Below are 13,543 nucleotides of genomic sequence, written 5' to 3' on the forward strand. Positions count from 1 at the left end.
AAACGCCCGGTTACATTCCGAACCCGGAAGCTAAGCCTTACAGCGCCGATGGTACTGCAGGGGGGACCCTGTGGGAGAGTAGGACGCCGCCGAACAATCATTGAAGAAAAGGCTCACACCTTATGGTGTGGGCCTTTTCTGCGTTTACAGGGCCCTTTCCGGCCCCTTTACGGCTCCACCAATCGCGTCTCGTACGCGAAGATCACCGCCTGTACCCGGTCCCGCGAGCCCGTCTTCGCCAGAATGCGGCCCACATGGGTCTTCACCGTCGACTCCGCGAGATGCAGACGGCCGGCTATCTCCGAGTTCGTCCAGCCCTTGCCGATGACCGTCAGGATTTCCCGTTCCCGGTCCGTGAGCGTGGCCAGGCGCGGATCCGGTGCCCCGGGCTCGGTGGTGCCGGACGGGAGGTGGTGGACGTACGCGTCCAGGAGGCGGCGGGTGAGGCCGGGGGCGACGACCGCGTCGCCCGAGGCGACCGCGCGGATGCCGGAGAGCAGGTCCTCCGGCTGGGCGTCCTTGACCAGGAAGCCCGAGGCACCGGCGCGCAGGCCGGCGTAGGCGTACTCGTCCAGGTCGAAGGTCGTGAGGATCAGGACGCGGGTGCGGTCGCCGGAGGCGGTGATGCGGCGTGTGGCCTCGATGCCGTCCAGGCCGGGCATGCGGACGTCCATCAGGACGACGTCCGGGTGGAGTTCGGCCGCCTTGCGGACCGCCTCGCTGCCGTTGGCGGCCTCGTCGAGGACCGTCAGGTCGTCCTGGCTCTCCAGCAGCATGCGGAAGCCGAAGCGCTGGAGGGGCTGGTCGTCGGCTATGAGGACGGTGGTCACTGTGCGGGTTCCTCCGGGAGATGCAGATGGACACGCCAGCCGTGGGCCGGGTGGGGGCGCGGGCCGGCTTCCAGGGTGCCGCCGTACAGAGCGGTGCGTTCCCGCATGCCGGTCAGGCCGCGGCCGCCGTTGCTGTCGGGAGTGCCGCCTCGGCCGGTGTCCGTCACTGTGACGGTGACCGCGCCTGTGTCGGCGTAGGAGAGGGCGATGGATGACGTGGCGTTCGGGCCCGCGTGTTTGAGGGTGTTCGTCAGGGCCTCCTGGATCACGCGGTAGAGCGTGAGCTGGCGGCCGGGTGAGATCTTCGGGTCGCCCTCGATCGTCGCCTCGACCGGGAGGCCCGCGGCGCGGACGCCGTCCAGGAGGCGGTCGAGGTCGGTGAGAGCGGGCTGCGGGGTGAGGTCGGCGGGCTCGGGGTCGTCCTCGCGCAGGACGTCCAGGAGGCGGCGCAGCTCGGACAGGGCCTGGCGGCTGGTTCCTGCGATGGCGTCGAGGGCCTGGCCGGCGCGTTCCGGGGACTTGGCGGCGGCGTAGCGGCCGCCGTCGGCGAGGCCGGTGATGACGGAGAGGTTGTGCCCGATGATGTCGTGCATCTCGCGGGCGATCCGGGTGCGTTCGGCGGCGGCCGAGAGACGGGCCTGCTGGTCGCGTTCGATCTCCAGGCGGCGGGCGCGGTCCTCCAGGGCGGCCGTGTAGGCGCGGCGCGTGCGGACGGTGATACCGATGGCGACGGCGACGAGAAGCGACATCGCGTGCGGGACGAGGCCCTCGTCGGCGGTGCCTTGCGGATGGCGTACGACGGTCAGGACCACCGGCGCCATGCAGACTGCCGTTGTCCACCACAGGGAGCGCAGCGGGCTGCGCAGGGCGATGTGGAAGACGACGAGCAGCTGGAGCAGGGCGGCCTGGAGGAGGGCGCCGGTCCAGGCGTTGACCAGCAGGGCCGGGGCCATCAGGAGCAGCACCGTGCGCGGGTGGGAGCGGCGCCACAGCAGGGGCAGGGAGAGGGCGAGGCTGAGGACGAGGACCAGGGCGTCGGGGACGTCGGTGCTGCGGGCCACGCGGGTCCAGCCGTCGCCGAGGAAGTCGATCAGGGCCGCGGCCGTCCAGAAGCCCGTGAGGTGCAGGTCCCAGACGAGCGGGTGGCGCCGGTCGAAGGCGCGCACCCGCTGCACGGTCCGCTGGAGGTACTGGGTCAGGGGCTCCGGTGTCTGGGGCGCTCGCGTCGTCTGGTCCTCCGGCACGTCGTCCATGGTCGCCGCCGACTCCTCCGTACGGAAGCCTGTTTCCGTCATCCAACTCGTCGTACGGAACTTCGTGCTCGTCATACGTCCCGTCGCTTGAGCAGCACCGCCGCCAGGGCCAGGATCGCCGCGGTCCACAGGGTCATGGCGAGCAGGGCGCCGCCGGGGGAGGCCATGCCGGGGGCGGGGTCGGCGTAGGTGAGGGCTTCGAGGGCCTTGCCGGGGAAGTAGGGGGAGGCGTCGTCCACGAAGTCGTAGGGGAGCAGGGCGAGGATCTCGGAGAGGATCATGACCAGGCCGATCAGGGCGCCGATGCCCGCCGAAACGGACCGCAGCAGCGAGCCGAGGCCCAGGGCGAGGACGCCGAGGAGGGCGAGGCCGGCGGCGTTGGTGACGAGGGCGCGGATCACGCCGGGGTCGCCGAGGGAGGCCGCCTGGTCGGTGTCGGCGAGGAAGGTCTGGGCGAGCGGGAAGGTGAGGAAGTTGGTGATCAGGACGGTGACGAAGCCGACCGCGGCCAGGACGGCGGCCTTGGACCACAGCACGGGCAGCCGGCGCGGCACGGCCGTCATGGTGGCCCGGATCTGACCGGTGGTGTGTTCGCCGGCCGTGGCCAGGATGCCGAGTGTGCCCAGGATGACCTGGGAGAACTGCATGCCGAGCAGCACCAGCAGGACGGTGTCGATGTCGTCGTCGCCGCCTCCGCTCTCGTAGCTCGCGCCGATGATCAGGCCGGTGCCGATGGTCAGGACGACGGTCAGGGCCAGGCTGACCCAGGTGGAGCGGAGCGTCCACAGCTTGTGCCATTCGGCGCGCAGCACGCGGGCGGGGGTGACGGCGACGGGGGCCGTGGCGGTGCTCATGCGCGGGCTCCTTCCAGGTGTGTGGGGCCGTACTCGACCGAGTCGTGGGTGAGGGCCATGAACGCCTCCTCCAACGACGAGGCGTTCGAGGTGAGTTCGAAGAGCGGGATGCCGTGGGCGGCTGCCGTGCGGCCGATGTGCTCGGCGTCCGTGCCCCGCACGTCGAGGGTGCTCGGGGCGGTGGCTGTGACGGTCGTGCCGGTGCCGCGCAGCAGCTCGGTGAGTGTCTGGGCGTCCGGGGTGACCACGCGGACCGAGCCCGCCCCCGAGTCCCGTACGAAGTCGGCGACCGTGGTCTCGGCCAGCAGGCGGCCGCGGCCGATGATGACCAGGTGGTCGGCGGTGAGGGCCATCTCGCTCATCAGGTGGGAGGAGACGAAGACCGTGCGGCCCTCGGCCGCGAGGGACTTGAGGAGGGTGCGGATCCACAGCACGCCCTCGGGGTCGAGGCCGTTGACCGGCTCGTCGAGGATGAGGGTGTCAGGGTCGCCGAGCAGCGCGGCGGCGATGCCCAGGCGTTGGCCCATGCCGAGGGAGAAGCCCTTGACCCTGCGGTGGGCGACCTCGGTGAGGCCGGCCAGCTCCAGCACCTCCTCGACCCGGGAGCGCGGGATGCCGTGGGTGAGGGCGAGGGCCATGAGGTGGTGGTGGGCGGTGCGGCCCGGGTGCACCGAGCGGGCCTCCAGCAGGGCGCCCACACGGGTCAGGGGCGCCGGCTGGGCTGCGTACGCCGTGCCGTCGACGGTGGCGGTGCCCTCGGTCGGGGCGTCCAGGCCGAGGATCATCCGCATGGTGGTGGACTTGCCGGCGCCGTTCGGGCCGAGGAAGCCGGTGACGGTGCCGGACCGGACGGTGAAGGAGAGGCCGGCGACGGCGGTCTTGCCGCGCCTGCCGCCGTAGCGTTTGGTCAGTTGCTGCGCCGTAATCATGCTTCGATGCTCGTCCGCGCGGGCGGCCGGGGCGTCGGACGGCGGCCGTATATCGGGTGAGCCCGTAGTACCTCGGTACTACGGTGGCCCGCATGACCGATTCCGCAGGTGAGAAGTTCGTCGTACGGGCCCTCAGGGCCGAGGAGTGGCAGCGGGCGAAGGAGTTGCGGCTGCTGGCGCTGCGCGATCCGGTCGCGCCGATCGCCTTTCTGGAGACGTACGAGGAGGCCGTGGAGCGGCCCGACTCCTTCTGGCAGGAGCGGGCGGTCCGTTCCGGTGAAGGGGCGCCCGGGGCGCGGCAGTTCATCGCCGAGGCGGGCGACGGGGACTGGGTGGGCACTTTCGCTTTGCTCGTCGAGGAGGCCGGCTCCACGGACTGGGCCGGGTTTCCGGTGGAGCGGAATCAGGGTCATGTCGTAGGGGTCTTCGTACGACAGGACTGGCGCGGTGGGGAAGTGAGTACGGCCCTGCTGGACGCGGCCGTGGGGTGGGCCTGGGAGCGGGGTCTGGAACGGGTGCGGCTGATCGTGCACGAGGACAACACGCGGGCGCAGGCCTTCTATCGCCGGGCCGGTTTCGTGCCGAGCGGGGTGACCGTGCCGCTGCCGCAGGCGCCCGGGGAGAAGGAGCTGGAGTTCGTGCTGGAGCGGGCCCGTCAGGGGCTGTGATCCGGAAGCAGGCCCTGGACGGGGAGTTCGTCGTGCGGCCAGCGGGAGCGGGCCTGTTCGCGGGAGCGGACCAGGGCGAGGGTGTGCAGGCCGTGCTCCGTGCCGGAGGCCAGGAGTTCGGGGAGCTGGGGGAGGGGGGCCACGGCCGCGATGTCGTCCAGGACGAGCGTCAGTGGTGGGTCGAGCCGACCGGAGGATGACCGTGCGGCCATGCGCCGGCCGTGCTCGACCACGCCTGCGACGAGGGCCGTCAGGAGGGGCATCGCGCCCGGCTCGGTCCGAGGGTCCTCGATGGATTCGCCTACCACGTAAAGCGTTCCCCCTTCGTGGATGAAGGAATCCAAGGCGAGCGCATCGGTTCGGTTGGGAGTGCATGCCTCGCGGATGTTCACCGTGGACAGCGCGGCGAGGGCCCGGCCGGTCAGCTCCTGGGCCATGTCCCGGCGGTCGGGGTGCGCGGTGAGGGCGGCCTCCAGCTCGCCCGCCGAGCCGGGGGCGGCCTTGGGGTGCGTGCGGAGCGTCTTGACGGCTTCCTGGATCTGCGTGCCCTGCGACCAGCGGTGGACGTGGCGGATGGTGCGGCCGTCCAGGGCGGCGGCGTGGAGGTAGCTGCGCAGGAGCGTTTCGGCGGTGTCGCCGACCGCTTGGTCGAGCCGGGAGGTGGGGCGGACCGGGGTGAGCAGTGCGGCTGCTCTCTGTGCCGCTGTCTCCTTGGTCTCGCAGCCGGTGGTGGGGGACCAGTGGAGTCGTGCCGGGGTGTCGCAGCGGTGGGTGGGGTCGTACAGGTGGGTGGGGCCGAGTTTCGATCGGGCGTCCTTGGTGGCGTGCCAGAGGGCGGGGTTCGAGGTGACCACCAGGGCGGGGCCTTCCGCGTCCTGGAGCGCCTGGGTGGCTGTCGTCTCGCGGCTTTCCTTTGTGGTCGCCACCAGGGTGTTGGCCCAACTGCCGACCCGCTGCTGCTCGGACGGGGAGGCCTGCGTCGCCTCCACCGGCGGCTTCTCCGGTGCCGTCGGCTGCGGCTGCTGTTCCACCCGCGGTTGCGGCACCTCGTACTGCGGCTGCTGCTCCTGGGGTTCCTCTCTGCGTCTCCTGCGTACGGCCCTCCAGCGGGCCACCGTTCCCAGGACGAAGACGGTGACGACCACCAGGATCATCAGCTGGCCGATGAGCAGGCCCCAGAAGAGGCCGTAGCCGGACAGGGCGGTCGCCGGGGTGTCCGGCCAGGCGCCGGTGAGGTCGTGCGGCTGGGCGATGAGGTGGCGCATGGCCAGGGGGGTGCGGGCGAAGGTGACCGTGTCCGGCCAGGAGCCGTGGGCGAACCACGCGGCGAGGCCCGTGGCCGTCCAGGCCAGCACGGTCATGCCGACGAGGAACGCGAGTATGCCGATCAGCAGGCCGTCGGGGATGCCGCCGCTCTGGGCCTCCCGCTGCTGGTTCTGGGCCTTCACGCGGTCGCCCCTCCCCACTCCTCCGCCGTCACGCCGTCGCCCCCTTTCACGCTTTCACTTCACGCTTTTACGCCACCGTCGACTCGGAGTCGCCGAGGTGTTGTTCCACGAAGGCGGCCGCGCGCTCCTCGGCCTCCAGTTCGGCGGCGAGGAGGGCCTCGTCCGCGAGGTCGGAGGAGGACTCGGTCATCGCGCGGTCGGTGAAGACCAGGGGGCGTTCGGTCTCGGTGACCAGGTGTTTGACGACCTGGACGTTGCCGTTGACGTCCCATACGGCGATGCCGGGGGTGAGGGAGGGGATGATCTCCACCGCCCAGCGCGGCAGGCCGAGCACCCGGCCGGTCGCTCTGGCCTCGTCGGCCTTCTGGGCATAGATCGTCCGGGTCGAGGCCATCTTCAGGATCGCCGCCGCCTCCTTGGCCGCCGCGCCGTCGACGACGTCGGACAGATGGTGGACGACCGCCACGAAGGACAGACCGAGCCGCCGGCCGAACTTCAGCAGGCGCTGGAAGAGCTGGGCGACGAAGGGGCTGTTGATGATGTGCCAGGCCTCTTCCACCAGGAAGATGCGCTTCTTGCGGTCGGGGCGGATCCAGGTGTGCTCCAGCCACACGCCGACGATCGCCATGAGGATGGGCATGGCGATGGAGTTGCGGTCGATGTGGGACAGGTCGAACACGATCAGCGGCGCGTCCAGGTCGATGCCGACCGTGGTCGGGCCGTCGAACATGCCGCGCAGGTCACCGTCGACGAGCCGGTCGAGCACCAGGGCCACGTCCAGGCCCCACGCCCGTACGTCGTCTATGTCGACGTTCATCGCCTCGGCCGATTCGGGCTCGGGGTGCCGTAGCTGGTCGACGATGTCGGACAGGACGGGCTGGCGCTCGACGATGGTCTCGTTGACGTAGGCGTGCGCGACCTTCAGGGCGAAGCCGGAGCGCTCGTCGAGGCCGTGGCCCATGGCGACCTCGATGATGGTCCGCAGCAGGGCCAGCTGGCCGGTCGTGGTGATCGCCGGGTCGAGCGGGTTGAGCCGGATGCCCTGGTCGAGTGCCGCCATGGGGTCCAGCCGGATCGGCGTTATCCCCAGCTCCTGCGCGATCAGGTTCCATTCGCCGGCCCCGTCCTCGCCCTGGGCGTCGAGCACGACGACCTGGCGGTCACGGAAGCGGAGCTGGCGCAGGACGTACGTCTTCTCCAGCGCCGACTTGCCGTTGCCGGACTCGCCGAGGACCAGCCAGTGGGGGGCGGGCAGCTGCTGGCCGTACAGCTGGAAGGGGTCGTAGATGTAGCCCTTGCCGGAGTACACCTCGCGCCCGATGATCACGCCGGAGTCGCCGAGGCCGGGCGCGGCCGTGGGCAGGTAGACGGCCTGGGCCTGCCCGGTGGAGGTGCGCACGGGCAGGCGGGTCGTCTCGACCTTCCCGAACAGGAAGGACGTGAAGGCGTCGGTGAGGACGGACAGCGGATCCCGCATGCGTATGGTCCCTACCTTCGGATGCCGGTGGCGAACGGAAGCGTGTTCACGAAGGCCCGGTGGTGCTCGCGGTCGCACCACTCCAGCTTGAGGTACGACTTTCCGGCCGACGCCCTTATCGTGCGCTTGTCGCGGGCCAGAGCCTCGGGACTGCGCGAGGAGACGGTGATGTAGCCGACCAGGTTCACTCCTGCGGCGCCGCTGGCGAGGTCCTCGCCCCGCTGGTCGAGGCGGGTGTGGGCGGCGACGTCACGGGGGTCGACGGTGCGGTTCATCTTGGCGGCGCGGGAGGCCTCCGCCTCGTCGTTGGTCTTCTCGGTCAGCATGCGCTCGATGGCGATCTCGGTGGGTTCGAGGTCCATCGTGACGGCGACCGTGCGGATGACGTCCGGGGTGTGGACGAGGAGCGGCGCGAGGAAGTTGACGCCGACGGGCGTCATCGGCCACTCCTTCACCCACGCCGTGGCATGGCACCAGGGCGCGCGGGTGCTGGACTCCCGGGTCTTGGCCTGAAGGTAGGTGGGCTCCATGGCGTCCAGCTCGGCCGGCCAGGCATTACGTTTCGTCATCGCCTGGATGTGGTCGATCGGGTGGTCCGGGTCGTACATGGAGTGGATCAGGCTCGACAGCCGGCCCTGCCCGAGGGGCTGGCGGACGCGGATGTCGGCCTCCTGGAGGCGGGAGCAGATGTCGGTCAGCTCGCGCGCCATGACGACCGCGAGCCCGGAGTCCCGGTCGACCTTGCCGCCGTGCGGGCGGGCCGCGCGGGCCATGGCGTTGGCCTCGGCGGCGAGTTCGCGGGTGAAGTGCATACAGGCCACGAGATAGGCGCGGTGCTGCTCGCTGCTGGTGGACACCATCGACTGGAGCTGGTCGTACGACTGCTGCAGCCAGGCCGGTGCCCGCTCGTCGCCGCGTACGGCGACGTCCTTGGCGTGGGCGTCGGGGTCGGCGGGCAGGGTGCGGGCGAGCATCTGCAGGCGGGTGACGAAGCCGTCGCCGTTGGCCACGTGCTTGAGCAGGGTGCCGAAGCGGTCGACGAGGGCTTCCTGGTCCTCGCTGTCGCGCAGGCCAACGCCGGGGCCCTCGATCTCGATGGCCGCGGTGACGGTACGGCGGTCCGCGTGCAGCAGCACGGCGATCTCGTCGGGGCCGAAGGGTGCGGCCAGCCAGGTGATGCGGCCGATGCCGGGCGGGGGACCGACCTCGACCTCGCGGCCGTCGAGCCGGGTGCCGGCCTCGACGGCGCCGGAGCGGTAGACGGTGCCCCGGCGCAGGGTGCGCTTGTAGCTGCGGTTGATCTCGAACCACTTGTAGAACGTGCGCTGCTTGTACGGCACGTAGACCGCGGCGAGCGCGACCAGCGGGAAGCCCATGAGCAGCACGATGCGCAAGGAGAGCACCGGGACGAGGAGACCGCACATCATGCCGAGGAACGCGCCGCCGATGATCAGCGCGATCTCACCGGACTCACGATTCCGGCCGACGATCGCGTTCGGCCGGGCGCGGCCGATCAGATATGTACGGCGGGGCGTGACCGGATGGGACAGATGGGACTCGGTCGTCAACGCCCTTCACCTCCCGTGCGGTTGGTACTGCTGTTGCGGGTGCTGCTGGCGTGGGGCGTGTTGACCGGGCTGCTCGAACGGGGCGAGGGTGCGGCGGAGGGGACAGATCCGCCGCCACCGGTCGAGGTGCGCGAGCTGTGCGCGGCCATGCCGCCGGCGGTCTGGTTGGCCGGGCGGGGGGTGCCGGTGCCCTGCTGTCCGCCTCCGTTGCTGTCGGCGCGGGTGCTGTGGGTCTTGATGCCCTGGGCGACGAGGGTCGCGGGGGAGCTGATGACGGCGGCGGCCTTGCCTTCGGCGCCCTGCATGATGCGGTTGCTGCGGGAGCCGGCGATCTCGTCGCCGAAGCCGGGGACGAAGCGGTAGATCATCGCGGACGCGAAGATGGCGAGCAGGATGATGGCGAGGCCGGAGACGACGGCGGAGAACGCGTCGGGGCCGTCGTCGGCGGAGAGGGCTCCGGCGAGGCCGAGCACGATGACGATCACCGGCTTGACGAGGATGACCGCGATCATGATGCCCGCCCAGCGGCGGACGTGGCCCCACAGGTTCTTGTCGACGAGGCCGGCGTAGACGACGGTGCCGAGGAGTGCGCCTACGTAGAGCAGGGCGGCGCGGATCACGAGCTCCAGCCAGAGGATGCCCGCGGCGAGGATGGACACGAGGGAGACGACGATCAGCATGATCGGGCCGCCGCCGATGTCCTCTCCCTTCTCCAGGGCGCCGGAGAAGTTGCCGAAGAACACGTCGGTCTGGTCGCCGGTGGTGTTCGCGAGGACTTCGCTGATGCCGTCGGTGGCGGAGACGATCGTGTACAGGATGAGGGGCGTGAATGCGGACGCCAGCACCGTGAGCCAGAGGAACCCGATCGCCTCCGAGATCGCCGTGGACATCGGCACGCCGCGCACGGCCCGCTTGGCGACGGCCAGCAGCCACAGCAGCAGGGTGAGGATCGTCGACGCCGCGAACACGACCGCGTACTGCTGGAGGAACTTCGCGTTCGTGAAGTCCACCGTCGCCGTGTCCTTCACGGCCTCGCTGAGCTTCTCGATCGTCCACGACGCCGCGTCCGCGCATCCGCGCGCCAGCGAGGAGAGGGGGTCGAGGGTGGAGGTGGGGTCCAGGGAGGGGTTGGTGGAGGTGCCGCCGCTGTTGTCGCCTTCGCAGTACTTCTTGGCGGGTCCGCGTACCAGGTCGCAGGGGTCGTTGCTCGGGGTCGGTGTGGGCGCGGCGAACGCGTGGGAGGCGAGCAGCACAGTGCCGGTCTGTACGGCGGCAACAGCGCCTGCCACCTTGAGGAAGAGCTGGTTAGCGCGCATACGTGAACCCTCCGTACTCCTCGACGGCCTTCGTCATGTCGTCGGCGGTGGAGGCCTTCTGATCGCGCCCGACCGGCACCGGCCCGTCCTTCTGCTGGAAGTCGGTGACCTTCCAGTCGTTGTCGATCCACTGCAACTGATAGGTCGTCGTGTACCAGCTCTCGGACACGGGGTTGGTCGAGTTCTCGCCGGAGAAGCCGAAGAGCGAGGTGTACCAGACCTCGACCGTGGCCTCGGCGCCGCTGAACGCGGTGGCCTTGGTGCCCACGGGGATGATCCGGGAGACGAACGTCTGTCCGGCGGGTGCTCTGCCGTCCTTGGCGAGCCCGATGTTGGCGAGGAACTTATCGTCCGAGTACGCGCGGTCCAGATCTGTCTGCCGTGAGGCGGCGACATCGGGTGCGTACACGGCTCTCACGATGGCGTGGCGACGGCCGGTGTCGAACATCTCGGCCGATCCGAGCGCGACCGAGTAGTTCGCCGCCGCGCTCTCCGCCCCCTGCTGGTCGTGGGCGAAGCCTGCTGCCACCGGGCGGGTTCCCGTCGGGGCCGTGGGGGAGGTCTGGGGGGTTTTGTTGCCGGCGGTGTCGGATGGCGAATCGTCTCCTCCGCGGTTCGCGAAGGCGATCGCGGCGATGAGGAGGACGACGACGGCCACGACGGTGATGAGGCTGCGGGAGGAGGACCGGCGGCGGGGGCCGCCGGTGTAGGGGTCGCCTTCGGGGAGGCGGGTGCGGGTGCCTGCGTAACCGCCGGAGGCGTGCGTGTCGTGCTCGTCTCCCAGGCTCATGCGGCGTACGCCCCCTCGACGTCGTACCGGAACTGGAACACGTACGACGGTAGCCGTGCTGGTTCCCGCGCGGGCGCGGTGTGGTGACTCGACATCAGGGAGACGCAACCTCAGCCGGTGGGCACGACGGATGGGTGGGGTGTGGGGGACAGGGGCGGTTCCGGGCGTGCGTGCCCGTCGGGGGGCGAGGTGCTACACCGCCCTACACCGCCATGCCGTAGACGATCGTGAACAGCGTGCCGAGCGAGCCGATGATGAAGACGCCCGTCAGGCCCGCGATGATCAGGCCCTTGCCCTGTTCCGCGCTGAAGGTGTCCCGCAGGGCCGTCGCGCCGATACGCTGCTTCGCCGCGCCCCAGATGGCGATGCCGAGGCACAGCAGGATGGCGACCGCCATCACGACCTCGATCATGACCTTCGCCTCGTTGCCCAGGCTGCCGAAGGGGCCCCAGTCCGGAGCGATCCCGCCGATGATGGTGTTGATGTCTCCCTTGTCGGCCGCAAAGAGCATGTAAGTCACCGCCCCTGGTGGGTAGTTCCGTCGTCCCCTGCGGTGTGCAGAGGTCAGGCCCATTCTCGCCGACAATGACGCCGCAGTATGTCGACTTGGCGTCATTGCTTGGCGGGTTTCGTACGAATACCTTGGTAACTCTGTGTATCACGGCAGGTCACGCCGGGCAATGAGGCCTGAGCGGAACCTGTCGGCGGTTCCGTCGTTGACCCCTTTTACCGTCGTGGCGGCGCCTCGTGACGATCCGTCGGGTGAAGGCTAACCCTGACGGGGGGTGAGGCCGTGCAGCAGGTGGTGGACGAGCTCTCCGACGGAGTCCAGGGCCGCGTCGGCCGGGAGGTGGCCGCCCGCGGTGAAGGCGGCCACGCCGTGCAGGGCGGCGCCCGCCAGAAGGGTGATGCGCTCGGGGTCGCCCGCGATGATCTCGCCGCGTGCCTGGGCGTCGGTGACCAGGCGGAAGAAGGGCGTCATGGCGCCCTCGACGGCCGCGGCGAGCTGGTCGGAGATGTCCGGGTCGTGCTTGCGGGCGTACATCAGTTCCAGCAGGGCCGCGTTGTCGGCGGCGAAGCGGAGGTAGGCGCGGGCCAGGGCGGTGAGCCGGGTCTCCAGGGGGAGTGAGGGGTCGTCGGCGCCGTGGACGGCCCGGGTCATGCGCTGGAAGCCCGAAAGTGCGAGCGCGTCGAGCAGGGCCTGCTTGTCCTTGAAATGGCGGGTCGGGGCGGCGTGGCTGACGCCGGTGGTGCGGGCGAGCTCGCGCAGGGAGAGCGCGGCGGCCCCTTTTTCCCGCAGGGTGTCCTCGGCGCCGGCGAGCAGGGCGGCGCGGAGGTCTCCGTGGTGGTAGGGGCGGGGCTCGGACATGGTCAGCATCGTAGCTGTACGTAGTCACTGACAGCTCGGTTCCGGCATGGCTGATGTTGCCGTTGACAGCATTGTTGTCGCTGCCTACATTGGCGCCATGTCCTCTACACGCACGCCGGCGTCCCGGCCGGCCAAGTGGAACGCCTCCCAGCTCCCCGATCTGTCCGGCCGTACGGCGCTGGTCACCGGGGCGAACAGCGGCATCGGGCGGGTCGCCGCCGCGGCGCTGGCCCGTGCGGGTGCGCATGTCGTGCTGGCGGTGCGCGACCCCGAGCGGGGCCGGAGCGCGGCCGCGGCCATGGGAGGCAGCACCGAGGTGCGTCGTCTCGACCTCGCCGACCTGGCCTCCGTGCGGGCCTTCGCGAAGGAGTGGCAGGAGCGGCCGCTGGATCTGCTGATCAACAACGCGGGCGTGATGATGCTGCCGCGGCAGGAGACCAGGGACGGCTTCGAGATGCAGTTCGGCACGAACCATCTCGGCCACTTCGCGCTGACCAACCTGCTGCTGCCGTATGTGACGGACCGGGTGGTGACCGTCTCCTCGGGCGCCCATCGCTGGGGCGGTGCGAAGAACCGCATCCGCTTCGAGGACCTCCACTGGACCTCCGGCTACACCCCGCAGGCCGCCTACGCCCAGTCCAAACTGGCCAACCTGCTGTTCACCCTGGAACTCCAGCGCCGTCTGGCCGAGGCCGGCTCCGGGGTCCGTGCCCTTGCCGCGCATCCCGGCTGGTCCGCGACCAACCTGCAGAGCCACGCCGCCAACCCCGTCGCCCGGGTCTTCATGCAGCTCGGCAACCGCTTCATCGCCCAGCCCGACACCTCCGGCGCCCTTCCCACCCTCTACGCCGCCACCCAGGACCTCCCCGGCGCCGGCTACGTCGGCCCGGACGGCCCCGGTGAACTCCGCGGAGCCCCGACCCTGGTGGGCCGCTCCCCCGCGGCGAGCGACCCTGCGGCGGCGCGGCGGCTGTGGGATGTGTCGGAGGAGCTGACGGGGGTGGCTTTCCCGCTGGCGGTGGACGCCGTCAACTGACCGTA

General features: G+C 70.6%; 13 protein-coding genes and 1 rRNA gene. 3 read left to right on the forward strand and 11 right to left on the reverse strand.

Annotated features, from left to right (window positions below; all coding sequences use genetic code 11):
• Positions 1-95 (forward strand): 5S ribosomal RNA (rrf, locus tag ACIQ6Y_RS22125); the annotation flags it as partial.
• Between the two features lie 72 nt (positions 96-167).
• Here rrf and ACIQ6Y_RS22130 read toward each other — a convergent pair.
• Genes ACIQ6Y_RS22130 through ACIQ6Y_RS22145 form a run of 4 tightly spaced genes read right to left on the reverse strand, consistent with a single transcriptional unit; the run spans position 168 to position 3,866 of the window.
• The gene (locus tag ACIQ6Y_RS22130; RefSeq protein WP_404041563.1) at positions 168-830 is read right to left on the reverse strand and encodes a response regulator; all 663 of its coding nucleotides are present in this window, start codon (positions 828-830) and stop codon (positions 168-170) included.
• On the reverse strand, positions 827-2,125 hold the full coding sequence (locus ACIQ6Y_RS22135; protein ID WP_404041565.1) for a sensor histidine kinase: 1,299 nt from the start codon (positions 2,123-2,125) through the stop codon (positions 827-829). The genes ACIQ6Y_RS22130 and ACIQ6Y_RS22135 overlap by 4 nt, the downstream gene beginning before the upstream one ends.
• A 29-nt stretch (positions 2,126-2,154) precedes the next feature.
• Positions 2,155-2,937 (reverse strand): ABC transporter permease, encoded by a 783-nt coding sequence (locus tag ACIQ6Y_RS22140; protein ID WP_404041566.1) that lies wholly within the window; start codon positions 2,935-2,937, stop codon positions 2,155-2,157.
• Entirely contained in the window at positions 2,934-3,866 is a 933-nt protein-coding gene (locus ACIQ6Y_RS22145) for an ABC transporter ATP-binding protein (protein WP_404041568.1), read from the reverse strand. The genes ACIQ6Y_RS22140 and ACIQ6Y_RS22145 overlap by 4 nt, the downstream gene beginning before the upstream one ends.
• 92 nt (positions 3,867-3,958) lie before the next feature.
• Between ACIQ6Y_RS22145 and ACIQ6Y_RS22150 the strand changes: the two genes are divergently transcribed.
• Entirely contained in the window at positions 3,959-4,534 is a 576-nt protein-coding gene (locus ACIQ6Y_RS22150) for a GNAT family N-acetyltransferase (protein ID WP_404041569.1), read from the forward strand.
• Here the strand turns inward: ACIQ6Y_RS22150 and ACIQ6Y_RS22155 are convergent.
• From ACIQ6Y_RS22155 to ACIQ6Y_RS22185, 7 genes are all read right to left on the reverse strand, one after another.
• Positions 4,522-5,982: a type VI secretion protein gene (locus ACIQ6Y_RS22155; RefSeq protein WP_404041571.1), complete on the reverse strand. Its 1,461-nt coding sequence runs from the start codon at positions 5,980-5,982 to the stop codon at positions 4,522-4,524. The two genes, ACIQ6Y_RS22150 and ACIQ6Y_RS22155, sit on opposite strands and share 13 nt — an antisense overlap.
• A gap of 67 nt (positions 5,983-6,049) precedes the next feature.
• A complete protein-coding gene (locus ACIQ6Y_RS22160) occupies positions 6,050-7,459 on the reverse strand; it encodes an ATP-binding protein (RefSeq protein ID WP_404041573.1) in 1,410 nt (469 codons plus the stop codon).
• Between the two features lie 11 nt (positions 7,460-7,470).
• Positions 7,471-9,027 (reverse strand): SCO6880 family protein, encoded by a 1,557-nt coding sequence (locus ACIQ6Y_RS22165; protein WP_404041575.1) that lies wholly within the window; start codon positions 9,025-9,027, stop codon positions 7,471-7,473.
• Positions 9,024-10,343: a hypothetical protein gene (locus ACIQ6Y_RS22170; RefSeq protein WP_404041577.1), complete on the reverse strand. Its 1,320-nt coding sequence runs from the start codon at positions 10,341-10,343 to the stop codon at positions 9,024-9,026. The genes ACIQ6Y_RS22165 and ACIQ6Y_RS22170 overlap by 4 nt, the downstream gene beginning before the upstream one ends.
• The gene (locus ACIQ6Y_RS22175) at positions 10,333-11,133 is read right to left on the reverse strand and encodes a hypothetical protein (protein ID WP_404041579.1); all 801 of its coding nucleotides are present in this window, start codon (positions 11,131-11,133) and stop codon (positions 10,333-10,335) included. The genes ACIQ6Y_RS22170 and ACIQ6Y_RS22175 overlap by 11 nt, the downstream gene beginning before the upstream one ends.
• A 202-nt stretch (positions 11,134-11,335) precedes the next feature.
• Positions 11,336-11,644: a hypothetical protein gene (locus ACIQ6Y_RS22180; RefSeq protein WP_003991275.1), complete on the reverse strand. Its 309-nt coding sequence runs from the start codon at positions 11,642-11,644 to the stop codon at positions 11,336-11,338.
• Positions 11,645-11,902: 258 nt separating this feature from the next.
• Positions 11,903-12,511, reverse strand: coding sequence for a TetR/AcrR family transcriptional regulator (locus tag ACIQ6Y_RS22185; protein WP_404041580.1), 609 nt, complete (start codon positions 12,509-12,511; stop codon positions 11,903-11,905).
• A gap of 88 nt (positions 12,512-12,599) precedes the next feature.
• Between ACIQ6Y_RS22185 and ACIQ6Y_RS22190 the strand changes: the two genes are divergently transcribed.
• A complete protein-coding gene (locus ACIQ6Y_RS22190; protein ID WP_404041582.1) occupies positions 12,600-13,538 on the forward strand; it encodes an oxidoreductase in 939 nt (312 codons plus the stop codon).
• Positions 13,539-13,543 lie beyond the last annotated feature (5 nt).

It is taken from the genome of Streptomyces sp. NPDC096205 (assembly GCF_044763135.1).
Taxonomy (GTDB): Bacteria; Actinomycetota; Actinomycetes; order Streptomycetales; family Streptomycetaceae; genus Streptomyces.

Bases quoted from the DNA above. Each gene is read 5' to 3' on its own strand.
- ACIQ6Y_RS22170 (WP_404041577.1), bottom strand. From the start codon at position 10,343: ATGCGCGCTAACCAGCTCTTCCTCAAGGTGGCAGGCGCTGTTGCCGCC.
- ACIQ6Y_RS22175 (WP_404041579.1), bottom strand. From the start codon at position 11,133: ATGAGCCTGGGAGACGAGCACGACACGCACGCCTCCGGCGGTTACGCA.
- ACIQ6Y_RS22150 (WP_404041569.1), top strand. From the start codon at position 3,959: ATGACCGATTCCGCAGGTGAGAAGTTCGTCGTACGGGCCCTCAGGGCC.
- ACIQ6Y_RS22140 (WP_404041566.1), bottom strand. From the start codon at position 2,937: ATGAGCACCGCCACGGCCCCCGTCGCCGTCACCCCCGCCCGCGTGCTG.
- ACIQ6Y_RS22135 (WP_404041565.1), bottom strand. From the start codon at position 2,125: ATGACGGAAACAGGCTTCCGTACGGAGGAGTCGGCGGCGACCATGGAC.
- ACIQ6Y_RS22145 (WP_404041568.1), bottom strand. From the start codon at position 3,866: ATGATTACGGCGCAGCAACTGACCAAACGCTACGGCGGCAGGCGCGGC.
- ACIQ6Y_RS22185 (WP_404041580.1), bottom strand. From the start codon at position 12,511: ATGCTGACCATGTCCGAGCCCCGCCCCTACCACCACGGAGACCTCCGC.
- ACIQ6Y_RS22190 (WP_404041582.1), top strand. From the start codon at position 12,600: ATGTCCTCTACACGCACGCCGGCGTCCCGGCCGGCCAAGTGGAACGCC.
- ACIQ6Y_RS22180 (WP_003991275.1), bottom strand. From the start codon at position 11,644: ATGCTCTTTGCGGCCGACAAGGGAGACATCAACACCATCATCGGCGGG.
- ACIQ6Y_RS22160 (WP_404041573.1), bottom strand. From the start codon at position 7,459: ATGCGGGATCCGCTGTCCGTCCTCACCGACGCCTTCACGTCCTTCCTG.